This is a genomic window from Mesorhizobium sp. M2E.F.Ca.ET.209.01.1.1 (genome assembly GCF_004010375.2).
Classification (GTDB): Bacteria; Pseudomonadota; Alphaproteobacteria; order Rhizobiales; family Rhizobiaceae; genus Mesorhizobium.
Map to the genome: position 1 here is coordinate 211,869 of NZ_SADP02000011.1, position 24,665 is coordinate 236,533.

Genomic DNA, 24,665 nt, shown 5'->3' on the forward strand with positions numbered 1-24,665 from the left:
GGATTTCGGCGCCAGCAATTGCAAGTTGATGTTACACATCGAAATGCAACGTTACGAAACCGGCGAGCCTGCTGATGCATTTCCCCTGCGATCGCTCACCGAAACGTGAGTGTTCTGTTGAAGGAGAGATACCATGAAGAAGCTCATTCTGGCGTCTTTATCGGCGCTCGCCCTGCTGGGGGTCGCGGCGTGCAGCGACAGTGGCACCGATAAGACCACCACCCAGAGCACCAATCCGCCGGCCAACGAGCAGCCGATGAAGCCGGCCTCGCCCGACGCTTCGAAGCCCGCTGAACCGGCTCCGGCAACAAATCCGGCTCCTGCCGCGCCTGCGCAGTAAGAGCCGACCGATAGATTCAGGGAAGGCCGGCAATGCCGGCCTTCCCTTTGCCCCGTCGATCCCGAAGCTCGCCGATCACCTGCGGCAATGTCCAGGCTTGATAGAACCGCCCGGTTCGCTCTATGAAGCCGGCATGTCGATTTGGGACCGCCTTGGCGACTTCATCGCTCGTGTTTCGTCGTCGGCGTCCTCGGGCGTCGCGGATGTCGTCGAAGCCGTGCGCACCGTGTTTTCCGGCGATCCGGACCTGCGCCGGCGCGTGGCCTTCTCGGTGGCGATGATCGCGCTGTCGGCCAAGATGGCCAAGGCCGACGGCATCGTCACCCAGGACGAGGTGCGCGCCTTCCAGGAAATCTTCGAAGTGCCGCCGAGCGAGACGCGCAACGTGGCGCGGCTTTACGACATCGCCAAGAAGGATGTCGCTGGGTTCGAGATCTATGCCCAGCGCATGGCGCAGCTCTGCGGCTCCGGCCATGCCAACTGCATGATGCTGGAAGACATCCTCGACGGATTGTTCCACATCGCCAAGGCGGATGGGCTCATCCATGAGCGGGAAGGCCAGTTCCTGCATCGGATCGCCGAGATTTTTCGCATCGACGAGGCGCATTACGAGGCGATCCTGTCGCGGCACGTCAATCTCGGCGCCGCCGATCCTTACGTCGTTCTGGGCATCGAACGCGGCAAGCCGTTCGAGGAGATCAGGAAACGCTATCGCAAGCTGATCTCCGACAATCACCCGGACAGGTTGATCGCGCGCGGCCTGCCGCAGGAATTCATCAAGATCGCCACGACCAGGGTCGCCGCGATCAATGCCGCCTATGAGATGATCGAGCGGGGCCTCAGGCACGCATGAGCGGTTTTCTGCCCGACCAGCCAGGTGCGGAGGTCCGGGTCTCGCCGAATTTCGGCCCGCGCCGCGAGACGCTCCGGCCCGACATGATCGTGCTGCACTATACCGGCATGGCTAGCGGCGCCGGCGCCGAGGCGTGGCTATGCGATCCGGCAAGCGAGGTGTCCTCGCATTACCTCGTTCACGAGGATGGCCGTATCGTGCAAATGGTGCGCGAGAGCGATCGCGCCTGGCATGCCGGCAAGAGTTCCTGGCTCGGGCGAACCGACATCAACTCCTGCTCGGTCGGCATCGAGATCGTCAATCCCGGGCACACGCTGGGCTACAAGGCCTTCCCGCGGCGGCAGATCGGCGCCGTGATCGAGTTGTGCGCGGGTATCGCGGGGCGCCATTCCATTCCCGCTGTAAGGGTGCTCGCACATTCGGACGTGGCGCCGGGCCGCAAGGTCGATCCGGGCGAGAAATTCCCCTGGAAGGCGCTGTTCGCGGCCGGTGTCGGCCACCTCGTGCCGGCGGCGCCGATAAAGGCGGGCGCCGCGCTGGAGGCCGGGGATGCCGGAACCGACGTTGAAGCACTGCAGTCGATGCTGGCGCTCTACGGCTATGGCGCCGAGATATCGGGTGTCTATGATCGGCAGACGGAAATCGTGGTGGCGGCGTTCCAGCGGCATTTCCGGCGGCGACTGGTGGATGGCGTGGCGGACAATTCGACGATCCGCACGCTGGAACGGCTCCTGGCTTCCGTAAAGGCAACCACCATCAAATAGTCGCGCCGGGATCCTTAAATTACAATCTGTCACTCAAAGTGAATTGCGCCGCCTTCATTGCCGCCAATTCCCACTGCAAATGCCCCTCCCGCAAGTTGTCGGGCGTCTATCCCCCCCCAAGACACCCGATGTTGAGTTGACCCAACTGCGCGAAGTTCTTCGCGCAGCTCTAACAGAACAGGACTACATGCAAAGATTGACCGTTGTAGCGGCAGCCGTTGCTGCCGGAGTGATAAGTTTTGCCTTCAATCAGGCCGACAGTGCCCCGCTCAGCACCAGGGCGGACAACGGCTTTGCAGCCGTAGCGCCAAAGGCGAGCGCCAAAACACCAAATACCGCGCGGGCTGCTCCGGCAAAGGTTCAGAAGGCCGCCGCAACCCGGGTGACAAAATCGACGGCCAAACGCGCCAGGCTCGGTAGAAAGGCTATCGATCTCACCACAACGGCCTCGATCCAACCCGGCAAGATCGCCGTAGCGTCGCCCGCTGCAGCCGGCGACGGCCAATATTCGGCGATCATTGCCCGCTATGCCGCGAGCTACGGCGTGCCGATGTCCTTGGCCAAGGCCGTCATCAAGATCGAAAGCAATTATCGGCCGAACATGGTCGGCGGCGCCGGCGAGATCGGCCTGATGCAGATCAAGCCAGCGACGGCCCGGATGATGGGTTATACCGGTTCGGCCAAGGGATTGTTCGATCCCGACACCAACATCAAATACGGCATGAAGTACCTCGCCATGGCGCGGGACCTCGGCGGCGGCACCACCTGCGGCACGATCCTGAAATACAATGCCGGCCACGGAGCGACGCGGATGAACCCGGTCTCCGCCGCCTATTGCAGCAAGGTGAAGGTGCAGATGGTGGCGCTGGGCTCGCCGGCCTGACGCTAACGCGGCGGATTTGGGCAACGCGCGCTTTTATGCAGGTCGTTGCCCCAAACCGCAGCGCATGTGGGACGAGGCGCTTTTTCGTTTGCGTTTTCAGGCGGGAATCCCTTTATACGCGCTTGCCAGCTGGCCGGGCGGCCGCACCCGCGGGAACCGAAAGGTTGCGGGTGAGGAAAGTCCGGGCTCCATGGAGACACGGTGCCGGCTAACGGCCGGCGGGGGCGACCCCAGGGAAAGTGCCACAGAAAGCAAACCGCCGCGGCTTCGGCCGCGGCAAGGGTGAAAGGGTGGGGTAAGAGCCCACCGCGCGACTGGCAACAGGAGCGGCAGGGCAAACCCCACCGGGAGCAAAACCGAATAGGGGCGGTGCGAAGGGAAACCTTCGAGGGCTGTTTCCGGCCCACCGTCCGGGTAGGTTGCGTGAGGCGCGTGGCAACATGCGCCCAAGATGAATGGCCGCCACGTTCTCGCCGCAAGGCGAGGGCCATACAGAACCCGGCTTACAGGCCAGCTGGCATTTTTCTCCCTACGGCGATAGCGATATAAATCAAAAGGTTGCATCCATGGGTGTGCTTTTTGATTCAAGTGATGGCGCGATGGTTGCTTAAACCCGACTAATCCTTGCCTTGAAGGCGGTGCGATTAAATCGTACCATTCCAAGAATGGACAGGAGCACGTCATGGGCCAGGTCGACAAACGCAGCATCACGCTTTCGCCGGAACTGGCGCGGGCAGTCGACGATGTGGTCGCCGCCGGAGAATATGCTTCCGCGAGCGAGGTGATCCGCGATGCGCTCAGGCAGTGGAAGGAGCGCCGCGACCTCCTCGGCTACACTGTCGAGGAATTGCGGGAACTGGTGCAGGAGGGGATCGATAGCGGACCGGCGCTGGACGGCCCCCCCTTAATGGAGCGATTGCGCGCCAGATATGCGAAGATGGCGGAAGCCAAAGGCGCTGACGAGTGAAGTACCGCCTGCTTCCACAGGCACTGATCGACCTCGAAGTTATCGGCGACTATATCGCCGTCCACAATCCTAATGCTGCAATCCGTTTTGTGGAAACTCTTCAGCGGCGATGGGACTTGCTAACTCTCCATCCCCGATCAGGCGCACCGCGCGATGACATCCTGCCGGGCATTCGCCACGTTGTTGTCGGGGAATACCTTACGTTTTATCGAATTGGCGACGATGCGATCGAGATCCTGCGCGTGCTGCACGGCCGGCGCAGGATCGAGACAGAGGATCCGGGACCCTAGCCGCTCAGCTGGCGACTTTGTCCAACGACGCCTCGATCGCCTGCCACAACTCCTCGACCGGCTCGCAACCCACCGACAAGCGCACGAAGCCGGGCGGCACGGCGTCGCCGCGCTTCGAGCGCCGCTCGGCCGACGTGTGCACGCCACCGAAAGAGGTCGCCGATTCAATCAGCGTGCAATTGTCGATGAACGCCTCGGCCTTCTGTTCCGAGGCCAGTTCGAACGAGATCAGGAAGCCGAAGCGATCCATCTGGGCGCGGGCCAGATTGTGCGAGGCATCGCCCGCGAGCCCGGGATAGCGCAGGCCGCTGACCGCGCGGTGATCCTTCAGTCGCCGCGCGATCGTTTCGGCCGTGGAACACATCCGGTCGAAACGCACCTCCAGCGTTTCCAGCCCGCGATGGACAAGCCAAGCCTCGAAGGGGCCGGGGATGCCGCCGACCAGGCTGCGCCAGTCGGCCACCATGGCGATGAGGTCGGCATCGCGGCTCGCGACATGGCCGAAGAGCACATCGGAATGACCGTTCACCGCCTTGGTGTCGGCGGAGACGACGATGTCGGCGCCGAGGTCGAGCGGACGCTGGCCGACGGGCGTCATCGTCGTGTTGTCGACGACCAGCAACCCATCCTGCCTGTGGACGGCTTCGGCCACCGCCGCGATATCGCAGATGTCCAGCCGGGGATTGGACGGCGTCTCGGCAAAAACCACCCGGTAACCGTCGAAGCCGCCGTCGAGGAAGGTTGGCGTCGGCCTGGTGTCGCAGGCAATGCCGAGGGGATTGAGAAAGCGCTCGGCCATGGCGCGCGTGGCGTGATAGCCGTCTGACGGCAGAAGCACGCGGTCGCCTGATTTCAGCAGCGCGAAAAACACCGACGAGATCGCGCCCATTCCGGACGGGAAGGCGACGCATTGCGCGCCTTCGAGGTGGCCGAGCGCGTGCTCGACGGCGCGCCAGGTCGGATTGTCGTAGCGGCCATACTGATCGAAGCCGGCTTCAGCGCCCGGCGTGTGGAAGATCGATGCCATGGTCAGCGTCAAGGGGATCGGGTCGCCCTTGGCGAAATCGCGGCTGCGCAAATGGGCAAGCGCCGCGGCGCGGGACTTCGCTGTTTCGGACATCAGGCTTCATCCCTCCGGCTGTATAGCAGTTGCCGCGACGCTAGGCGTGCCGGCTGTTCGCGGCAAGCCGCGTCCTTTTGGGCCAGAGGGCTCTAAACGCTTCGTTAGGCTTAATAGACGATAAAGACGAGACGTGCCTTCAGCCTGCGCTTTCAGGTTGTGGCAAGCATGTTTGTGATGCCTGTTCCCGTTGACGCCCATAGTACCCCATGATATCCCGTTCACATCATCAGGCTTTCGTTCCGCGTCAGGGTGAAGCGTACGCCAATCGGGCAGCCGCGGCGGCTGCGCGTTTGCCGGTTTTCGCCCCGGTGAATGAAGCGATTTGCTGCGAGTGCGGCGAGGGCGCGGAGAACAACATGGGAAGGGGTGCGGCGGCGGAAGCGGCTGTAGCGTTCATTGGACCGATTTCTGTCAAACGCGGTGAACAGGATCGATGCGAAGGGGCGGGTCTCCGTTCCGGCGCATTTCCGTGCGGTGGTTCAGAAGCGCGGCTATTCGGAGCTTTACGCGCTGCGTTGCCTGGATCTGCCCGCCATGGATGTCGGTGGGCTCGACCTGCTCGACCGCTACGAGCAGCGGATCGCGCTGGAGGATCCCTTTCTGCAGACGGCGGACGATATGTCCTTCTTCTGCCACGGCGACGGGACATTCCTGAAGCTCGACCAGGATGGACGCATCACCATGACCGACTTCATCCGCGAGCATACGGGCATCTCGAACGAGGTGGCCTTTGTCGGCCGCGGCAATTTCTTTCAGATCTGGGAGCCGGGACGGCTTTCCGCCTATGGGGCACAGGCGCGCGCCAGGCTTTTGCAGCTTCGGCAGGGGACGAAGCCCGGGGAGCGATCGGAATGATGGCTGGCCACGGCGATGATCATCACGCCGTTGGCGGACCGGCCCGCCACATTCCGGTCCTCCTTGCCGAGGTGCTCGACGCGCTCGCGCCGAAGGCCGGCGAGACGATCGTCGACGGGACATTCGGCGCCGGCGGCTACACCAGCGCGATCTTCGATCGCGGCGCCTCCGTCGTTGCCATCGACCGCGACCCGGACGCGATCGCGGCGGGCAGGGCGCTGGAGCGGCAGGCCGGCGGCCGGCTGAGGCTTGTCCAGGCGCCGTTCTCGACATTGGACCAACATGTCGAAGGCGCCGACGGCGTGGTGCTCGACATCGGCGTTTCGTCCATGCAGCTCGACCAGGCGGAGCGCGGCTTTTCCTTTCGCGCCGATGGGCCGCTCGACATGCGCATGGCGCAGTCGGGGCTTTCCGCCGCCGACGTCGTCAACAGCTTCAAGGCCGGCGACCTTGCCCGCATCTTCGGCTTTCTCGGCGAGGAGCGCCATGCCGGCCGCATCGCGCGCATGATCGAGAGCCGGCGCGAGAAGAAGCCGTTCGAGCGCACGCTCGATCTCGCCGACGCCATCGAAACGCATATCGGGAGAGGGCCGAAGGACAAGATCCATCCAGCCACGCGCGTCTTCCAGGCGTTGCGCATCTTCGTCAATGACGAGCTCGGCGAGCTTGCAAGGGCGCTGCTGGCGGCCGAGCGGGTGCTGAAGCCCGGTGGCCGGCTTGCCGTGGTGACCTTCCACTCCCTGGAAGACCGCATCGTCAAGCGCTTCATTGCCGACCGTTCCGAAGCCGCCAGCGGCTCGCGACACATGCCAGACGCGCCCCAGCGCGCCGCGACTTTCCGTAAGGCTGGCGGCGGCGTGACGCCGGGGGAGGCCGAGATAGCGGCCAACCCGCGAGCACGCTCTGCCAGGCTGCGCGCGGCGATCCGCACCGAGGCGCCGGCGCGCGCAGGCGATTTTTCGATTTTCGGCCTTCCAAAGCTTCCCGCCGTCGAACGGCCGGGAGAGAGGTGAGCACGTGTTTCGTACCAGCGACATAGTCCTGATCGCCGTCATGGTCTCGGCCGCGGCCCTGACCTACAAGACCAAGCGCGAGGCAGAGGAGCAACTGGCGGCCGTGCAGAAGATCCAGGCGCAGATCCGCTACGAGGAAGACACGATCGATCTCCTCAAGGCGGATTGGAGCCTGCTCACCCAGCCATCGCGGCTGCAAAAGCTTGCCGACGTCTACAAGAGCCAACTCGGGCTCGAACCGGTCGGCGCCCGCCAGATCGGCGGTCTTGACGACATTCCGGTGAAACCGCTGACCATCGAGGACCTCTCCTCGCAACGGCTTGGCGGCATGGCCGACAATTCCGGCAATGGACCTGCGGGCGACAAGGACCCGGTCGTCACGGGGAGCACGGTGCAATGATCAGCAGGTTTCCAAGGATCGGTGACCTGCTAAAGCATCGGAAGAAGACCGCCGAGGACGGCTCGATCGTCGTCGACGCCGCGCGCAAGGCGACGGGCGGAAAGGCCAGGACCCGCATCGTCATGACGATGGCGGTGTTCTTCACCCTCTATTCGACGATTGCCGGCCGGCTTGTCTATCTCGGCCTGCAGAATCCGGACCTGTCGGACGGCCCGCAGAGCCGGGTCACCGCATCGCGTCCCGACATCGTCGACCGCAACGGCGAAGTGCTGGCAACCGACATCAAGACGGCGTCGCTGTTTGCCGAGCCGCGGCGCATTGTCGATGCCGACGAAGCGATCGAGAAATTGTCGACCGTGCTGCCGGAGATCGACTACGAGCAAACCTATCGCAAGCTCAAGAGCGGCGCCGGCTTCGTCTGGCTGCAGCGCCAGCTGACGCCGAAGCAGCAGGCCGACATCATGGCGCTGGGCGTCCCCGGCCTCGGCTTCCGCACCGAAAAGCGCCGCTTCTATCCGAGCGGCGAGACCTCGTCCTATATCGTCGGCCTGACCAATATCGACAACCAGGGCATCTCCGGCATGGAGAAGTATATCGACGAGCAGGGGCTGAGCGACCTGCAGGCGTCGGGTCTTGCCATCCCCAAGGACCTCAAGCCTATCAGGCTTTCGATCGATCTGCGCGTCCAGCATGTGGTGCGCGACGAGATCGCCGCCGGCCTGGAGCGCTATCGCGCCATGGGCGCCGGCGCTGTCGTGCTGAACATCAAGACGGGCGAAGTGATGGCGATGGCCTCGGTGCCGGACTTCGACCCGAACAATCCGTATAACGCACAGGACAAGGACCGGCTGAACCGCATGTCGGCGGGCCTCTACGAGATGGGCTCGACCTTCAAGAGCTTCACCTCGGCGATGGCGCTCGATTCCGGCAAGGCGACGATGAACAGCCGCTTCGACGCTTCGCATCCGATCCGGGTCGGCCATCAGGCCATCCACGATTTCCACGGCAAGAACCGCGTGCTGTCGCTGCCGGAGGTGTTCCTCTATTCGTCCAACATCGGCTCGGCCAGGGAGGCAGAGCTCGTCGGCATCGAGGGGCACCGCGAATTCCTGCACCGCCTTGGCATTCTCGACAGGATGCGGACCGAACTGCCGGAGGTCGCGCGCCCGACCGAGCCCAAGGTCTGGAAACAGGTCAATTCGTTCACCATCGCCTTCGGTCATGGCGTGTCGACGACGCCGCTGCAGGCCGCTGTCGGCTGCGCGGCGCTGATGCAGGGCTATCTGATCGAGCCGACATTCCTGGTCCGCAGCGAACATGAGGCCATGGCGGTGGCCAAGAGAGTGGTCGGCGACAAGACGGTCGAAGGCATGCGCTATCTCTATACGCTCAACGCCGAGAAGGGCTCTGCCAGAAACGCCAGGGCCCCCGGCTATCGCGTCGGCGGCAAGACTGGAACGGCCGAGAAGGTCATCAACGGCCGTTACTCCAAGGAATTGAACTTCAACACCTTCGTCGCCGCCTTCCCAATGGACGATCCGCAATTTCTGGTGTTCACCATCGCCGACGCCCCGCATCCGGAAAAGCCCGGCATGACGGACGTCGCCGCCAACAATGCGGGGGTTATCGCCGGCAATATCATCAGGCGCTCGGCGGCCATGCTTGGCGTGAAGCCAGATTTCAGCCATGAAAATGGTGCAACGCTGGTTTCCTATCAGTGATTCTTGGGGCGCGCCGGCAACTGCGCGCTATTTTGTTGCGATGAACGGAACTCAATGCATCTAAAAGATCTAGCCGGTATTCTGCCTGTCGAGGGAACAGCTTCCCGCGATCTGGAGGTTACCGGACTTTCCTCCGATTCCCGTCAGGTAGGACCCGGCGTGGTCTTCTTCGCGCTCGCCGGCAGCAAAGCCGATGGCTCGGCCTATGCCGCCGATGCCGCCAGCCGGGGTGCCGCCGCGATCGTCACCGGCAAGGGCGCGGCGGTTTCCGGCCTGTCGATCCCGGTTCTTGCCGTCGATGATCCGCGCCATGCGCTGGCGCTCGCCGCCGCACGCTTCTTCGGCCGCCAGCCTGAGACCATGGTCGCCGTCACCGGCACCGCCGGCAAGACATCCGTCGCCGCTTTCACCCGCCAGATCTGGGAGCAGGCGGGTTTTGCCGCCGCCTCGATCGGCACGACCGGTGTCGTGGCGCCCGGCCGCAACGAATATGGCTCGCTGACCACGCCCGACCCCGTGGCGCTGCACCGGTTGCTCAAGGAACTGGCGGATGCCGGCGTGACCCACGCCTCGATGGAAGCCTCGAGCCACGGCCTCGACCAGCGCCGTCTCGACGGCGTGAAGCTCGCAGCCGGCGCCTTCACCAATCTCGGCCGCGACCATATGGATTACCATCCGACGGTCGAGGATTATCATCGCGCCAAGCTGCGCCTGTTCGACACGCTGCTGCCCAAGGGCGCGCCCGCGATCGTCTTTGCCGACGATCCGTGGTCGGAGCCGACGATCAAGGCCGCAAAGGCGGCCGGACTGAAGGTGCTTACCGTCGGCCGCCATGGCGATTTCCTGACGCTGAAACGTGTCGAGCATGAACGCCGTCGCCAGCGCGCCGAGATCGAGGCCGACGGCGTGCTCTACGAGGTCGACCTGCCTTTGGCCGGCGATTTCCAGATCGCCAATGCGCTGGTTTCGGCCGGCCTTGCCATCGCGACTGGAACATCCGCGGGCAAGGCCCTGGCGGCATTGGAAAAACTGAAAGGCGCGCCGGGCCGGCTCGATCTCGTCGGCACGACCGCTACCGGCGCTCCGGTCTATGTCGACTATGCGCACAAGCCGGACGCGCTGGAAAATGTGCTGACCTCGGTCCGGCCCTTCACCACCGGCCGCGTCGTCGTGGTGTTCGGCTGCGGCGGCGACCGCGATCGGGGAAAAAGGCCGATCATGGGCGAGATCGCGACGCGGCTCGCCGATATCGTCATCGTCACCGATGACAATCCGCGCACGGAAGTACCGGAAACCATCCGCGCGGCGATCCTTGCCGCCGCGCCCGGCGCCATTGAGATCGGAGACCGCCGCAAGGCGATCCATGAGGCGGTGGCGATGCTGCGCGCCGGCGACACGCTGATCGTCGCCGGCAAGGGGCATGAGGAAGGCCAGACCATCGGCAGCGAAACCTTCCACTTCTCCGACCATGAGGAAGTGCGCGATGCGCTGAAGGAGCGCGCCGCATGAGCCTGCTGTGGACGTCGGAAGCGCTGGTCGAAGCCATGGGCGGCAGGCCGATCGGCTCGCTGCCGGAAGGCATCACCGGTATTTCGATCGACAGCCGCAGCCTGGAGCCGGGAAACGCTTTTTTCGCCATCAAGGGCGAGACGATGGACGGCCATGATTTCGCGACCGCCGCCGTGAAAGCGGGTGCGGCCGTGCTGGTCGTCGCCGAAGGCAAGCTGCCCTCGCTCGGCCGGCTGACGGCGCCGATGATCGTCGTGCAGGACGTGCTTGCGGCCCTCGAGAAGCTCGGTGTGGCGGCCCGCGCCCGCTCGAAAGCCAAGATCATTGCCGTCACCGGCTCGGCCGGCAAGACGACCACCAAGGAAGCGCTGCGCCATGTGCTGTCGGCGGTCGGCAAGGTGTACGCCTCGGCGCAGTCGTTCAACAATCATTGGGGCGTGCCGCTGACGCTGGCACGCATGCCGCAGGACTGCGACTACGCGGTCTTCGAGATCGGCATGAACCATCCGGGCGAGATCAGGCCGCTGGTCAAGATGGTCAGGCCGCATGTCGCCATCGTGACGATCATTGCCGCCGCGCATCTCGGCTTCTTCAACAGTCTCGACGAGATCGCCATGGCCAAGGCCGAGATCTTCGAGGGGATCGAGCCCGGCGGCGCCGCGCTGCTCAACCGCGACGACCCACGCTGGAAGCTGCTCGGGAAAATGGCGAAAGACGCAGGCGTCGAGCATGTCTTCGGCTTTGGTGAAAATGTCCGCTCGGCCTTCCGCCTTGTCGACTGCGAGCTTCATGCCGACCATTCCGACATCGCCGTCAAGATCGGCAAGAGGGACCTGTCGGTCCGTGTCGGGGCGCCCGGCCGCCATATCGTGCAGAACGTTCTGGCGGTGCTCGGCGCCGCGCAACTGGTCGGCGCCGATCTCGACAAGGTCGCGGCGGCACTTGCCGACCTGTCGGCCGAACGGGGGCGCGGCCGGCGCCATGTCCTGCACCATCCAAACGGGCCGATCACACTGATCGACGAGAGCTACAACGCCAATCCGGCGTCGATGGCGGCGGCGATGGCGCTGCTCAACGCCACACCGGTCTCGGGCGAGGGCCGGCGCATCGCGGTGCTGGGCGACATGCTGGAGCTTGGCAGCCATTCGGCCAAGCTCCATGCGGCACTGGCCGAACTGATCGTCGGTACGGGCACGCGCAACGTCTTTCTCGGCGGTCCGGAAATGCAGGCGCTGGCAGGGGTTTTGCCGGCCGATGTCCAGACCGAGTATCGGGCAGGTGTCGAGGAACTGAAGCCGATAGTGATCGCAGCACTCAGGCCCGGCGACGTGGTGATGGTCAAATCGTCGAAAGGCATCGGGTTTTCAAAGCTGGTCGAGGCATTGCTCGGCAAATTTCCGGCGGAAGCCACAAACATTGAACCGACTTGAGGTCGGCTCCGGGGGACGGAAGGACCATGTTCACACTGCTCGTCGATTTCGCGGACAAGATCTCGTTCTTCAACGTCTTCCGCTACATCACTTTTCGCACCGGCGGCGCGCTGATCACCTCGGCGCTGATTGTCTTCATCTTCGGACCGACGATCATCAATTCGCTGCGCCTGCGGCAAGGAAAGGGCCAGCCGATCCGCGCCGACGGCCCGCAGACGCATTTCAAGAAGGCTGGAACGCCGACCATGGGCGGGCTGATGATCCTGTCCGGCATCATCGGTTCGTCGCTCCTATGGGCGAACCTTTCCTCGATCTATGTCTGGGTTGTGCTGCTGGTCACCGTCGGCTTCGGTTCGATCGGCTTTTACGATGACTATCTCAAGGTCACCAAGCAGTCGCATCTGGGCTTCTCCGGCAAGGCGAGGCTGGCGATTGAATTCGTCATAGCGGCAATCGCCGCGTGGGTGATCATGCATAACGGCCAGGCGCCGTTCTCGTCGTCTCTGACCTTCCCCTTCGCCAAGGAATTCCTGATCAACCTCGGCTGGTTCTTCGTACCGTTCTCCTGCTTCGTCATCGTCGGCGCCGGCAATGCGGTGAACCTGACTGACGGCCTCGACGGCCTGGCGATCGTGCCGATCATGATCGCGGCGGCGTCCTTCGGCGTCATCGCCTATCTCTCGGGCAACGCGGTCTTCGCCGAATATCTGCAGATTCATTTCGTTCCCGGCACCGGTGAGCTTGCCGTCGTGCTCGGCGCGGTGATCGGCGCCGGCCTCGGCTTCCTCTGGTTCAACGCGCCGCCGGCCGCGATCTTCATGGGCGACACCGGCTCGCTGGCGATGGGCGGCCTGATCGGCACCATCGCCGTCGCCACCAAGCACGAGATCGTGCTGGTCATCGTCGGCGGCCTGTTCGTGGTCGAGATTTTCTCGGTCATCATCCAGGTCGGCTATTTCAAGATGACCGGCAAGCGCGTCTTCCTGATGGCGCCGATCCACCACCATTTCGAAAAGCTCGGCTGGACCGAAAGCCAGGTGGTGATCCGCTTCTGGATCATTGCCGTCATCCTGGCGCTGGTCGGCCTCTCCACCCTCAAGCTCAGATAGGATGCCCGCTTGATTCCCGCCGCTTCCTTTTCAGGCAAACGCGTTTCGCTCTTCGGGCTTGGCGGCTCTGGAATCGCCACCGCGCATGCGCTGATCGCGGGCGGCGCCGAAGTGCTGGCCTGGGACGACAATCCTGAAAGTGTCGCCAGGGCAGCGGCCGCGGGCATCGCGACGGGTGATCTGCGCGCAGCCGACTGGCCGCGCTTCGCCGCCTTCGTGCTGTCGCCAGGGGTGCCGCTGACGCATCCGAAGCCGCATTGGACGGTGGAGCTCGCGCGCGGCGCCGGCGTCGAGGTGATCGGCGATATCGAGCTGTTCTGCCGCGAGCGCATCAGCGACGCGCCGGCAGCACCCTTCATCGCGATCACCGGCACCAACGGCAAGTCGACGACCACGGCGCTGACGGCGCATATCCTGCAGTCGGCGGGGCGCGACACGCAGATGGGTGGCAATATCGGCCGCGCCATCATGACGCTCGATCCGCCCGAACCGAAGCGGCACTATGTGGTGGAGTGCTCGTCCTACCAGATCGATCTCGCGCCCTCGATCAACCCGACCGCCGGCATCCTGCTCAACCTGACGCCCGACCATCTCGACCGGCACGGCACGATGGCGCATTACGCCTCGATCAAGGAAAGGCTGGTCGCCGGCTCAGACACCGCGATCGTCGGCGTCGACGATTCCTGGTGCGCCCAGATCGCCGACCGGCTCGAGCGGGCAGGGCGGCAGGTCATCCGCATTTCCAAGCGCCTGCCGCTTACCGACGGCTATTTCGCCGACGGCACCAATCTGATGGAAGCCGTGCATGGCCGCTACAGCCGCGTCGCCTTCCTCGAGGGCATCGGCTCGCTGCGTGGCCAGCACAATGCCCAGAACGCGCTGGCCGCCGTCGCCGCCTGCCTCAAGGTCGGGCTCGAGCTCGGCGAGATCCAGGCCGGGCTCGAGAGCTTCCCTGGACTGGCGCACCGCATGGAGCAGGTCGGCCGCAAGGACCATGTGCTGTTCGTCAACGATTCCAAGGCGACCAATGCCGATGCGGCTGCTCCCGCGCTGTCGAGCTTCCCCAATCGCATCTACTGGATCGCCGGCGGCCTGCCCAAGGAAGGCGGCATCGAGCCGCTGCGCGGCTTCTTCCCGCGCATAGCCAAGGCCTATCTGATCGGCGAGGCGGCGCCCGCCTTTGCGGCGACGCTCGGCGAGGCCGTGCCCTACGAGATATCAGGAACGCTGGCGGCGGCGGTCGAGCACGCCGCTCGCGACGCGGCAAACGACGCCGGCGGCGAGGCGGTGGTGCTGCTTTCGCCGGCCTGCGCCAGTTTCGACCAGTTCAAGAATTTCGAAGTTCGCGGCGAAGCCTTCAGGCAAGCTGCGACTGCTATTGATGGTGTGAAACCCATCGGAGGGCCACGTTGATGCAAAGCCGTCTCGACAAAAGTCCTGTCGCCACCTGGTGGTGGACCATCGATCGCTGGTTCCTGGCGGCGTTCCTGTCGCTGATGGGACTGGGCATCGTGTTGTCCTTCGCCGCCAGCCCGGCGGTGGCCGAACGCATCGGCCTCAGCAGCTTTCACTTCGCCACCAGGCAGATCATCTTCACCATCCCGGCGCTTGTCGTGATGCTGGCGGTCTCCTTCCTGCAAGCGCGGCAGATAAGGCGAATGTCGCTGGTGCTGATCTGTGTCATGCTGGTGCTGATGGTGGCGGTGCTCTACATCGGCGTCGAGGTGAAGGGCGCGCGCCGCTGGGTGTCACTTGCCGGCCTGTCCATCCAACCGTCCGAGTTCCTGAAGCCGGCCTTCGTCATCATCTGCGCGTGGCTGTTTGCCGAGCATAAGCGCCAGCTCGACATCCCCGGCAATCTGTTCGCCCTCCTGCTTCTGGTCCTTGTGGTTTCTCTTCTGGTGGCCCAGCCCGATCTTGGCCAGACCATGCTGGTCACCGGTACCTGGGGCGTTATGTTCTTCATGGCTGGGCTGCCGTGGCTGTGGATCATGGCCCTCGGCATCACCGGCGCGACTGGCCTGTTCGCCGCTTACACGGTGTTCCCGCACGTCGCCTTGCGCATCAACAAGTTCCTGACCGGCGAAGGCGATACGTTTCAGGTCGATATGGGCCGCGAGGCGCTGATCAACGGCAGCTGGTTCGGCGTTGGGCCGGGTGAGGGAACCGTCAAGCGCATTGTTCCGGATGCTCATACCGACTTCGTGTTCTCGGTCGCGGGCGAGGAGTTCGGCCTGATCATGTGCTTCTTCATAATGTCGATCTTCGCCTTCATCGTGTTGCGCGGCTTGAGCATAGCGCTCAAGGAGCACGACGATTTCACTCGCTACGCGGTGGGCGGTCTGGTCACCATCTTCGGCTTGCAGTCGGCCATCAACATGTGCGTGAACCTGCAGTTGATGCCCGCCAAGGGCATGACGCTGCCCTTCATCTCCTATGGCGGCTCCTCGCAGATCGCCATCGCCATCTCGATGGGTATGGTGCTGGCATTGACGCGCAAGCGTCCGGAAAAGCGCAAGCAGATGGGCTTCGTCCTCGCGCAGCGCGCAATCCCGGCGGAATGAGGCGGGATGGCGAAGGGTGTCATCCTGCTTGCAGCCGGCGGAACGGGCGGACACCTGTTTCCGGCCGAGGCGCTCGCGCATGAGCTGATCGAGCGCGGCTGGAAGGTGCATCTTGCCACCGACCGGCGCGCCGAGCGCTATTCCGGACAGTTTCCCGCCGCCGACATCCACGCGATCCCGTCGGCGACGCTGGGCTCGAAAAATCCGGTCGCCGTGATCTCGGCGTTCTGGAAGATCTGGCAGGGCGTGCGCGAAGCGGGCAGGATCATCGCCCGGATCAAGCCGGAGGCGGTCGTCGGCTTCGGCGGCTATCCGACGCTGCCGCCGCTCTATGCCGCGACACGGCGCAAGGTGCCGACGCTGATCCACGAGCAGAACGCCGTCATGGGCCGCGCCAACAAGGCGCTTGCCGGCCGCGTCGACGCGATTGCCGGCGGCTTCCTGCCGGAAGGCGCGAGCGCCGACGGCGCAAAGACGGTGACGACCGGCAATCCGGTCAGGCCGCAGGTTCTGGAGGCAGCGAAAACGCCCTATGCAGCGTCGAACGAGGGCGAGCCGTTCCGCCTGCTGGTGTTCGGCGGCAGCCAGGGCGCGCAGTTCTTTTCCGATGCGGTTCCGGCGGCGGTCGCGCTGTTGCCGCAAGACCTGCGCAAGCGGCTGGCGATCACCCAGCAGGCGCGCGCGGAGGATGTGGCGCGGGTGAAGGAGGCCTATGCCGAACTCGGCGTCGACGTCCAGGTCTCGCCCTTCTTCACCGACATGGCGGCGCGCATGGCGGCGGCGCATCTGGTGATGTCGCGCTCCGGCGCCTCCACGGTTTCGGAGATCGCTGTCATCGGCCGGCCGGCGCTGCTGGTGCCTTATCCGCACGCGCTCGACCACGATCAGGCGGCGAATGCAGCGGCCCTTGCCGCCGCCGGCGGCGCCGAGCTTCATCCGCAGTCGACGCTGTCGGCCGAACGGATTGCGCAGCTGGTCGGCGGGCTGATGCAGGACCCGGATCGGCTGGTGGCCATGGCCGCCGCGGCCCGTTCGGCCGGAAAACCGAACGCGGCGCGGTTGCTCGCCGATCTGACAGAGGCTATTGCGTCCGGCAAAACGGTTTCGGACTACAGGAGGACGCGCGCATGAAGATGCCGCAGACGATCGGCCTTGTGCATTTCATCGGCATCGGCGGCATCGGCATGAGCGGCATCGCCGAGGTGCTGCACAATCTCGGCTACAAGGTGCAGGGTTCCGACCAGGCTGACGGGGCCAACGTGCAGCGGCTGCGCGACAAGGGCATCGAATGCTTCGTCGGCCACAAGGCGGAGAATCTCGGCGATGCCGAAGTCGTCGTCGTTTCGACCGCGATCAAGAAATCCAACCCCGAGCTGAAGGCCGCGCGGGAGAAGCTTTTGCCGATCGTGCGCCGGGCCGAGATGCTGGCCGAGCTGATGCGCTTTCGCCAGGCGGTCGCCATCGGCGGCACGCACGGCAAGACGACGACCACCTCGATGGTGGCAACGCTGCTCGAGGCCGGCGGGCTCGATCCGACCGTCATCAATGGCGGCATCATCAACGCCTATGGCACCAACGCGCGCATGGGCGATGGGGAGTGGATGGTGGTCGAAGCGGACGAAAGCGACGGCACCTTCCTGAAGCTGCCGGCCGACATTGCCGTCGTCACCAATATCGATCCCGAGCATCTCGACCATTATGGCAGCTTCGACAAGGTGCGCGAGGCGTTCCGCCAATTCGTCGAGAACGTGCCGTTTTACGGCTTCGGCGTGATGTGCACCGACCATCCGGAAGTGCAGGCGCTGGTCGGTCGTATCGAGGACCGGCGTGTCATCACCTATGGCGAGAACGCGCAGGCCGATGTTCGCTTCACCAACCATCGCATGCTGGGCGCGACCTCGGAATTCGACGTGGTGATCCGCGACCGCAAGGGGCGCGGCACCGCGACGATAACCGGCCTGCGCCTGCCCATGCCGGGCAAGCATAACGTCTCCAACGCGACGGCGGCGATCGCGGTCGCGCACGAACTCGGCCTGTCGGATGACGCGATCAAGAAGGGTCTGTCGTCCTTCGCCGGCGTCAAGCGGCGCTTCACGCACACCGGCTCGTGGAACGGTGTCGAGGTGTTTGACGATTACGGCCATCACCCCGTGGAGATCGCGGCGGTGCTGAAGGCCGCGCGCAGCGCCACCAACGGGCGCGTGATTGCCATCGCGCAACCGCATCGCTTCACCCGGCTGCACGATCTGTTCAACGAATTCTCCGTCTGCTTCAACGACGCGGATACGGTGATGGTAGCGCCTGTCTATGCGGCAGGCGAGGAGCCTATCGAAGGCGTGACCTCGGATGCGCTGGTTGCGCGCATCCGTTCTGGCGGCCATCGCGACGCGCGCTATATCGATGGCCCGGCGGCGATCGCACCCGCCATTCGCGAACTTGCCAAGCCCGGCGATTTCGTCGTCTTCCTCGGCGCCGGCAACATAACGCAATGGGCCTATGCGCTGCCCAAGGAACTTGGCGGGACGCCCTCATGATGCGCGGCCAGGATCTCATCAACAAGCTCGGCGACAAGCTTTCGGGCTTGCGCGGCCGCATCACGCCGAACGCCGAAATGGACAAGATCACCTGGTTCCGGGCCGGCGGCCTGGCGGAGGCGCTGTTCCAGCCGGCCGACGAGGAAGACCTCGCCGCCTTCCTGCGCGCGGTACCGGAAGAGGTGCCGGTCATGGTGGTCGGCGTCGGCTCGAACCTCCTGGTGCGCGACGGCGGCATTCCGGGTTTCGTCGTCAGGCTCTCGGCCAAGGGTTTTGGTGAGGCCGAGGCCACCGGACCGACCACGATCAAAGCCGGCGCGGCTACACCCGACAAGCGCCTCGCGGCGGTGGCCTATGAGGCCGGGATCGGCGGCTTCCATTTCTACCACGGCATCCCCGGCGCCATCGGCGGCGCGCTGCGGATGAATGCCGGCGCCAACGGCGTCGAGACCCGGGAGCGGGTCGTCGAGGTGACGGCGCTGGATCGCAAGGGCAATCTCCACACGCTCAGCAATGCCGATATGGGTTATGCCTACCGCCACTCGTCCGCGCCTGGAGGGTTGATCTTCACCTCAGCCGTCTTCGAAGGCTTTCCGGAGGACAAGGCAGCGATCAAGGCGGCGATGGATGCCGTGCAGAACCATCGCGAGACGGTGCAGCCGATCCGCGAGAAAACCGGCGGCTCGACCTTCAAGAATCCGGAAGGCACCTCGGCCTGGAAGGAGATCGACAAGGCCGGCTGCCGGGGGCTGATGATCGGCGGCGCGCAGATGTCGCCGATGCATTGCAACTTCATGATCAATACCGGCACGGCGACCGGATATGACCTCGAATATCTTGGCGAGACGGTGCGCGCGCGTGTGCTCGAGAATTCCGGCATCCGGCTGCACTGGGAGATCAAGCGTCTCGGCAATTTCCGGCCCGGACATGAGGTGCAAGAGTTCCTCGGGCAGCTCCTCTAGCGCCTATTGAAGTTCATGTGATGCTTGAACATCCGCGCCTCGCGGCGGCGTCAACCGTTGCTGCGAAGACTCAACAACACACTTTTCTCGACTGTTTTCGCGGAAAGTGAATCTCTCGGAATCATAGGCACTTGCCAGCGAATCAACTCTCTGATTCTCTGCCCTGAAGCGTTTCCTGATTTGAGTCGTTCGACGCGTTCAGTCGCGTTTTCCGTCTGGGGGGCAACCTGCCGGAAGACTCGGACTCAATGCGTAGGGATGCGGTGCGGGAATATCGGTTGCAGGCCCGGCGTGAGAGGGGTGACGGGAATGAAGAAGAAGCATGTGGCTGTTCTCTTGGGGGGATTTTCCTCGGAGCGGCCCGTGTCTCTGTCCTCGGGGAAGGCGTGTGCGGATGCACTCGAGACTGAAGGCTATCAGGTCACCCGCGTCGACGTTTCGCGCGATGTCGGGTCTGTGCTTGCCGAGCTCAAACCTGACGTTGCCTTCAATGCGCTGCACGGTCCGTTCGGCGAGGATGGCACCATCCAGGGAATTCTCGAATATCTCGCAATTCCCTACACCCATTCGGGCGTGCTCGCTTCGGCGCTGGCCATGAACAAGGAGCAGGCCAAGAAGATTGCCAAGGCTTCCGGCATTCCGGTCGCGGAGTCAAAGGTGGTCAACCGCTTCGCTGTTCAGAATAAGCATCCGATGAAGCCGCCTTATGTGGTCAAGCCGGTCAATGAGGGGTCGAGCTTCGGCGTCGTGATCGTGCATGAAGGGCAGTCGCATCCGCCGCAGGTGATCGGCTCAACCGAGTGGCAATATGGCGAGACCGTCATGGTCGAGCGCTACATCCATGGGCGCGAATTGACCTGTGCGGTGATGGGCGATGTGGCGCTCGGCGTCTGCGAGATCATTCCGACCGGGCATTCCTTCTACGACTACGATTCAAAATACGTGCCCGGCGGATCAAAACACGAAATCCCTGCTAAAATTTCACCGAATATTTACCAAAAAATACAGACACTGGCCCTCAAGGCTCATCTTGCCATTGGTTGCCGGGGCGTCTCCCGATCGGACTTCCGTTACGACGACCGTCACTCCGAAAACGGCGAGGTTGTCTGGCTTGAGGTCAACACTCAGCCGGGCATGACGCCGACGTCTCTGGTGCCCGAAATCGCCGCGCAAGCGGGACACTCGTTCGGCGATTTGTTGAGTTGGATGGTGGAGGACGCTTCGTGTCTGCGTTGAGGTGGGGACAGGGTAATGGCGGCAACGCGGCTGGTCCCGCGCTGTTCGGCGTGCCGCTGTCGTTCGACCGTTTCGTCTTGCCGCGTCAGCTTCGCCGGCCGGTGCGTGTGCTGGCGCGCCTGTGTGGCGGCGAGTACGAGGCGCCGCGCTTTTCGGCGGCGATCCTTTCCGCCGCGCTCATCGCGTCGAGCAGTGCCTATGGCGCTTTTCTTGGCGGCTACTCCGACAGCGTGGTGCAGGGCATCACGGCTCGCACCGGCTTTGCCGTCGACCAGATCAAGGTGGTCGGCAACCGTCAGACGTCCGAAATCGACGTGCTCGACCGGCTCGGCCTCGACGGCTGGACGTCACTGATCGGCTTCGATGCCGAGGCCGCGCGCGAGCGCATCGCGACCCTGCCCTGGGTCGAGGGCGCGGCGGTGCGCAAGATCTACCCTCATACGCTGGAAGTGCGCATCGAGGAGCGCGAGCCCTTCGCGCTCTGGCAGCAGGGCGCTTCGGTCTCGGTCATCGAAAAGTCGGGCGAAGTGATCGCGCCGTTCTCGGGCGGCAAGCAGGCACAGCTGCCGCTGATCATCGGCACCGGCGCGCCGGCGATGGCGCCGGCCTTCCTCGCCAAGATCGAGCGCTATCCCGAGCTCTCGGCGCGGGTCAAAGGCTACATCCGGGTCGGCGAACGGCGCTGGGATCTGAGGCTCGAGAACGGCATCACGATCAAGCTGCCGGAAGACGACGAGGACCAGGCAATCGCCGAGCTCGTCAAGATCGATCATGACAACGGACTTTTGACGCGCGACATCGCTGCTGTCGACATGCGGCTCCCCGACCGGCTGGTCGTGGAGCTTTCGCCGGAAGCCGCGACGCAGCGCGAGGCCGCGCTCAGCGACAAGCCGAAGAACCTGGCCAAGCGCAAGGCGGGGACGAAGATATGAGTTGGCTTGGCGGCGGTGGTGATCAATCTTCACGCCGGTCGGGCACGCTCACGGTGCTCGATGTCGGCTCCAGCAAGGTTTGCTGCGTGGTGGCGAAGCTTAAGCCGAACGAAGACGGTAAGCTGCTGCGCGGACGTTCCCACCGCATCCAGGTGATCGGCATCGGCCACCAGAAATCGCAGGGCGTGAAGTCCGGCGTCGTGGTGGATCTTGATCGCGCCGAGCATGCCATCCGGCTTGCCGTCGACGCGGCCGAGCGTATGGCCGGGCTCACGGTCGATTCCCTCATCGTCAACATGACGGCGGGCCGCCTGAAGAGCGAAGCCTTTTCGGCGACCATCAATCTCGGTGGTCATCAGGTCGAGGAAGTCGATATCAAGCGCGTGCTCGCCGCCGGCGCCAAGCAGGCGCTCAGGGCCGAGCGCGAGGTGATCCATTCGCTGCCCGTCGGCTTCTCGCTCGACGGCGAGCGCGGCATGCGCGACCCGCGCGGCATGGTGGGCGATGCGCTCGGCGTCGACATGCATGTGCTGACGGGCGACGCGGCGCCGATGCGCAATCTCGAGCTTTGCATCAACCGCTCGCATCTGTCGGTCGAGCGCATGGTGGCGACGCCTTATGCCAGCGGGCTTGCCTCGCTGGTCGACGACGAACTCGAAATGGGCGCCGCCTGCATCGACATGGGCGGCGGCACGACGACCATCTCGGTCTTCTCGGAAGGCAAGTTCATCCATGGCGACGCCATTGCCATCGGCGGCAACCATGTGACGCTCGACATGGCCAAGGGCCTGTCGACTTCGCTCGATGCCGCGGAGCGGCTGAAGGTGATGCATGGCTCGGCGCTGCCTGGGAGCGCCGACGACCGCGACCTCGTCTCGATCCAGCCGATCGGCGAGGAAGGCGACGTGCCGTCGCAGATACCGCGCTCGGTGATGACGCGCATCATCCGTGCGCGCATCGACGAGACGCTCGAGCTTTTGCGCGACCGGCTGAACAAGTCCGGCTACGGCAATGCCGTCGGCAAGCGCGTCGTGCTCACCGGGGGCGCCAGCCAGCTCGCCGGCCTGCCGGAAGCGGCGCGCCGCATTCTCGGGCGCAATGTGCGCATCGGCCGTCCGCTCGGCGTGGCGGGCCTGCCGGAGGCGGCCAAGGGACCGGCGTTCTCGACCCCGGTCGGATTGATGATCTATCCGCAGATGGCGAGCTTCGAGAGCCATTCGGCGAAAGGACTTTCCGGTTTCAGGATGACCGGAACGGGCGGAAGACTGCATCGCATGAGTCAGTGGTTGAGAGACAGTTTTTAATTTGACGGGGACAGCCCCATAGGCGGCCGCAGCGGCGAAGCGGCGGGAAAGGCAAAGGACGGAGACAATGACCATCAATCTGCAAAAGCCGGACATCACCGAGCTTAAGCCACGCATCACCGTCTTCGGTGTCGGCGGCGGCGGCGGCAATGCGGTCAACAACATGATCACAGCCGGGCTGCGCGGCGTCGAGTTCGTGGTGGCCAATACGGACGCCCAGGCGCTGACCATGTCGAAGGCCGAGCGGCTGATCCAGCTCGGCGCGCATGTCACCGAAGGCCTCGGTGCCGGCTCTCAGCCGGAAGTCGGCCGCGCGGCGGCGGAAGAGTGCATCGACGAGATCATCGATCATCTGTCCAACACCCATATGTGCTTCGTCACCGCCGGCATGGGCGGCGGCACCGGCACGGGTGCCGCTCCGGTCGTTGCCCGCGCGGCGCGCGAGAAGGGCATCCTCACCGTCGGCGTCGTCACCAAGCCGTTCCACTTCGAGGGCCAGCGCCGCATGAAGACGGCCGACATGGGCATCGAGGAACTGCAGAAATGCGTCGACACCCTGATCGTCATCCCCAACCAGAACCTGTTCCGGCTGGCCAATGACAAGACCACCTTCGCCGATGCCTTCGCCATGGCCGACCAGGTGCTCTATTCGGGCGTTGCCTGCATCACCGACCTGATGGTCAAGGAAGGCCTGATCAATCTCGACTTCGCCGACGTGCGCTCGGTTATGCGCGAGATGGGCAAGGCGATGATGGGCACCGGCGAAGCTTCGGGTGAGGGGCGCGCGATGGCCGCTGCCGAAGCCGCGATCGCCAACCCGCTGCTCGACGAGACCTCGATGAAGGGCGCCAAGGGCCTGCTGATCTCGATCACCGGCGGCCGCGACCTCACGCTGTTCGAGGTGGACGAGGCCGCGACCCGCATCCGCGAGGAGGTCGACCAGGACGCCAACATCATCCTGGGCGCCACCTTCGACGAGGAACTGGAGGGCGTGATCCGCGTGTCGGTTGTCGCCACCGGCATCGACAAGTCGGCCGCCGAAATCGCCGCGGCGCCGATCTCGATCCGCGCGCCGCAGAAGCCGGCCGCCCGCCCGGCGGCGGCTCCGGTCGCTGAAATCCGCCCGGCACCGGTTCAGCCGCAGGCCTACGAGCCGCGCGCGATCGACCCGGTCGCGGAGGCGATCCAGCTTGCCGAGGCAAACGCAGCTGCCATGGCGCAGCCGCGCCCTGCGCCGGTCGACGACTTCCGGCCGCAGAGCAAGATCTTCCAGGCTCCGCCAGCCCAGCCGCAGCCGCAGCCGGTGATGCAGCCGCAGGTCATGCAGCAGCCCGCGCCGCAGCGCGAGATGCCGCAGCCAGTGGCCGCCGCTCCGCAGCGCATGCCGCGGGTGGAGGATTTTCCGCCGGTGGTAAGGGCTGAGGTCGAAGCCAAGACCCGCCCGGCGGACCATGAGAACAGCGGTCCGATGGGGCTGATCAAGCGGCTGACCAACGGCCTGACCCGCCGCGAGGAAGAGCCGGCCCGGCTCCAGCCGGCACAGCCGCGCGAACCGAAGCTGCGCCAGGCCGCGCCCGAAATGCGCCGTCTCGCCAGCCAGGATCCGCAGCTCTACGCGCCGCGCCGCGGCCAACTCGACGACCAGGGCCGGCTGACTCCGCAGGCCCGCACGGTCCAGGAAGACGACCAGTTGGAGATTCCGGCCTTCCTGCGCCGCCAGGCCAACTGACCGATAAGGCGGACCGCCGATCGTGATACGGCGGACCGCCAATCGTTAACGATATATAACGTTTGTTAACAGGCAGACGAGAAATCGTCTGCCTGTTGGTTTTGTTAAGTCTTTTAAAAACAATGGCTTACGATTTATTTTTGACGC

Annotated in this window: 23 protein-coding genes and 1 other RNA gene; 23 read left to right on the forward strand and 1 reads right to left on the reverse strand. The window is 64.5% G+C overall.

All coding sequences use genetic code 11. The annotated features are described in order from the left end of the window. The first annotated feature begins 133 nt into the window (after positions 1-133). From EN852_RS21065 to EN852_RS21095, 7 genes are all read left to right on the forward strand, one after another. A complete protein-coding gene (locus EN852_RS21065) occupies positions 134-340 on the forward strand; it encodes a hypothetical protein (protein ID WP_127863217.1) in 207 nt (68 codons plus the stop codon). A gap of 133 nt (positions 341-473) precedes the next feature. Then, positions 474-1,193, forward strand: a complete 720-nt coding sequence (locus EN852_RS21070; protein WP_127876751.1) for a DnaJ family molecular chaperone — start codon at positions 474-476, stop codon at positions 1,191-1,193. Further along, the gene (locus EN852_RS21075; RefSeq protein ID WP_127876752.1) at positions 1,190-1,957 is read left to right on the forward strand and encodes an N-acetylmuramoyl-L-alanine amidase; all 768 of its coding nucleotides are present in this window, start codon (positions 1,190-1,192) and stop codon (positions 1,955-1,957) included. Before EN852_RS21070 ends, EN852_RS21075 begins: the two co-directional genes overlap by 4 nt. Before the next feature lie 187 nt (positions 1,958-2,144). Then, positions 2,145-2,840 (forward strand): transglycosylase SLT domain-containing protein, encoded by a 696-nt coding sequence (locus EN852_RS21080; RefSeq protein ID WP_127876753.1) that lies wholly within the window; start codon positions 2,145-2,147, stop codon positions 2,838-2,840. Between the two features lie 125 nt (positions 2,841-2,965). Continuing rightward, an RNA gene (gene rnpB, locus EN852_RS21085) (RNase P RNA component class A) lies at positions 2,966-3,362 on the forward strand. 160 nt (positions 3,363-3,522) lie between these two features. Further along, positions 3,523-3,807, forward strand: coding sequence for a type II toxin-antitoxin system ParD family antitoxin (locus tag EN852_RS21090; protein ID WP_127876754.1), 285 nt, complete (start codon positions 3,523-3,525; stop codon positions 3,805-3,807). Continuing rightward, on the forward strand, positions 3,804-4,097 hold the full coding sequence (locus EN852_RS21095) for a type II toxin-antitoxin system RelE/ParE family toxin (RefSeq protein ID WP_127876755.1): 294 nt from the start codon (positions 3,804-3,806) through the stop codon (positions 4,095-4,097). The genes EN852_RS21090 and EN852_RS21095 overlap by 4 nt, the downstream gene beginning before the upstream one ends. A 4-nt stretch (positions 4,098-4,101) precedes the next feature. Here EN852_RS21095 and EN852_RS21100 read toward each other — a convergent pair whose 3' ends face one another. Beyond that, positions 4,102-5,217: a cystathionine gamma-lyase gene (locus EN852_RS21100; RefSeq protein ID WP_127876756.1), complete on the reverse strand. Its 1,116-nt coding sequence runs from the start codon at positions 5,215-5,217 to the stop codon at positions 4,102-4,104. 399 nt (positions 5,218-5,616) lie between these two features. Here EN852_RS21100 and mraZ point away from each other — a divergent pair, with 399 nt between their 5' ends. The 16 genes from mraZ to ftsZ all read left to right on the forward strand — a co-directional run bounded on the left by mraZ (position 5,617) and on the right by ftsZ (position 24,518). Next, positions 5,617-6,075: a division/cell wall cluster transcriptional repressor MraZ gene (gene mraZ, locus EN852_RS21105; RefSeq protein ID WP_095815658.1), complete on the forward strand. Its 459-nt coding sequence runs from the start codon at positions 5,617-5,619 to the stop codon at positions 6,073-6,075. Continuing rightward, positions 6,072-7,088 carry a 16S rRNA (cytosine(1402)-N(4))-methyltransferase RsmH gene (gene rsmH / locus EN852_RS21110; protein WP_127876757.1) on the forward strand — a complete coding sequence of 339 codons (1,017 nt, stop codon included), beginning with the start codon at positions 6,072-6,074 and terminating at the stop codon, positions 7,086-7,088. The genes mraZ and rsmH overlap by 4 nt, the downstream gene beginning before the upstream one ends. A 4-nt stretch (positions 7,089-7,092) precedes the next feature. Continuing rightward, positions 7,093-7,488, forward strand: coding sequence for a hypothetical protein (locus EN852_RS21115; RefSeq protein WP_095815656.1), 396 nt, complete (start codon positions 7,093-7,095; stop codon positions 7,486-7,488). Then, positions 7,485-9,209 carry a penicillin-binding protein 2 gene (locus EN852_RS21120; protein ID WP_127876758.1) on the forward strand — a complete coding sequence of 575 codons (1,725 nt, stop codon included), beginning with the start codon at positions 7,485-7,487 and terminating at the stop codon, positions 9,207-9,209. Before EN852_RS21115 ends, EN852_RS21120 begins: the two co-directional genes overlap by 4 nt. Before the next feature lie 54 nt (positions 9,210-9,263). Continuing rightward, the gene (locus tag EN852_RS21125; RefSeq protein WP_127876759.1) at positions 9,264-10,718 is read left to right on the forward strand and encodes a UDP-N-acetylmuramoyl-L-alanyl-D-glutamate--2,6-diaminopimelate ligase; all 1,455 of its coding nucleotides are present in this window, start codon (positions 9,264-9,266) and stop codon (positions 10,716-10,718) included. Continuing rightward, positions 10,715-12,148 carry a UDP-N-acetylmuramoylalanyl-D-glutamyl-2,6-diaminopimelate--D-alanyl-D-alanine ligase gene (locus tag EN852_RS21130; RefSeq protein WP_127876760.1) on the forward strand — a complete coding sequence of 478 codons (1,434 nt, stop codon included), beginning with the start codon at positions 10,715-10,717 and terminating at the stop codon, positions 12,146-12,148. The genes EN852_RS21125 and EN852_RS21130 overlap by 4 nt, the downstream gene beginning before the upstream one ends. Positions 12,149-12,174: 26 nt before the next feature. Continuing rightward, entirely contained in the window at positions 12,175-13,257 is a 1,083-nt protein-coding gene (gene mraY, locus EN852_RS21135; RefSeq protein WP_042637735.1) for a phospho-N-acetylmuramoyl-pentapeptide-transferase, read from the forward strand. A gap of 9 nt (positions 13,258-13,266) precedes the next feature. Continuing rightward, on the forward strand, positions 13,267-14,670 hold the full coding sequence (gene murD / locus EN852_RS21140) for a UDP-N-acetylmuramoyl-L-alanine--D-glutamate ligase (RefSeq protein WP_127876761.1): 1,404 nt from the start codon (positions 13,267-13,269) through the stop codon (positions 14,668-14,670). Further along, positions 14,670-15,821 carry a putative lipid II flippase FtsW gene (gene ftsW, locus EN852_RS21145; protein ID WP_127876805.1) on the forward strand — a complete coding sequence of 384 codons (1,152 nt, stop codon included), beginning with the start codon at positions 14,670-14,672 and terminating at the stop codon, positions 15,819-15,821. Before murD ends, ftsW begins: the two co-directional genes overlap by 1 nt. Before the next feature lie 6 nt (positions 15,822-15,827). After that, the gene (gene murG, locus EN852_RS21150) at positions 15,828-16,952 is read left to right on the forward strand and encodes an undecaprenyldiphospho-muramoylpentapeptide beta-N-acetylglucosaminyltransferase (RefSeq protein ID WP_127876762.1); all 1,125 of its coding nucleotides are present in this window, start codon (positions 15,828-15,830) and stop codon (positions 16,950-16,952) included. Continuing rightward, the gene (gene murC, locus EN852_RS21155) at positions 16,949-18,355 is read left to right on the forward strand and encodes a UDP-N-acetylmuramate--L-alanine ligase (protein WP_127876763.1); all 1,407 of its coding nucleotides are present in this window, start codon (positions 16,949-16,951) and stop codon (positions 18,353-18,355) included. Before murG ends, murC begins: the two co-directional genes overlap by 4 nt. Then, positions 18,352-19,317, forward strand: a complete 966-nt coding sequence (gene murB / locus EN852_RS21160; protein WP_127876764.1) for a UDP-N-acetylmuramate dehydrogenase — start codon at positions 18,352-18,354, stop codon at positions 19,315-19,317. The genes murC and murB overlap by 4 nt, the downstream gene beginning before the upstream one ends. A gap of 309 nt (positions 19,318-19,626) precedes the next feature. Beyond that, positions 19,627-20,553, forward strand: a complete 927-nt coding sequence (locus EN852_RS21165; RefSeq protein WP_127863233.1) for a D-alanine--D-alanine ligase — start codon at positions 19,627-19,629, stop codon at positions 20,551-20,553. Then, positions 20,541-21,485, forward strand: a complete 945-nt coding sequence (locus EN852_RS21170) for a cell division protein FtsQ/DivIB (protein ID WP_127863234.1) — start codon at positions 20,541-20,543, stop codon at positions 21,483-21,485. The genes EN852_RS21165 and EN852_RS21170 overlap by 13 nt, the downstream gene beginning before the upstream one ends. Then, on the forward strand, positions 21,482-22,789 hold the full coding sequence (gene ftsA / locus EN852_RS21175; RefSeq protein WP_112127201.1) for a cell division protein FtsA: 1,308 nt from the start codon (positions 21,482-21,484) through the stop codon (positions 22,787-22,789). The genes EN852_RS21170 and ftsA overlap by 4 nt, the downstream gene beginning before the upstream one ends. 67 nt (positions 22,790-22,856) lie before the next feature. Beyond that, entirely contained in the window at positions 22,857-24,518 is a 1,662-nt protein-coding gene (gene ftsZ, locus EN852_RS21180; protein ID WP_127876765.1) for a cell division protein FtsZ, read from the forward strand. The last annotated feature ends 147 nt before the right edge of the window (positions 24,519-24,665 follow it).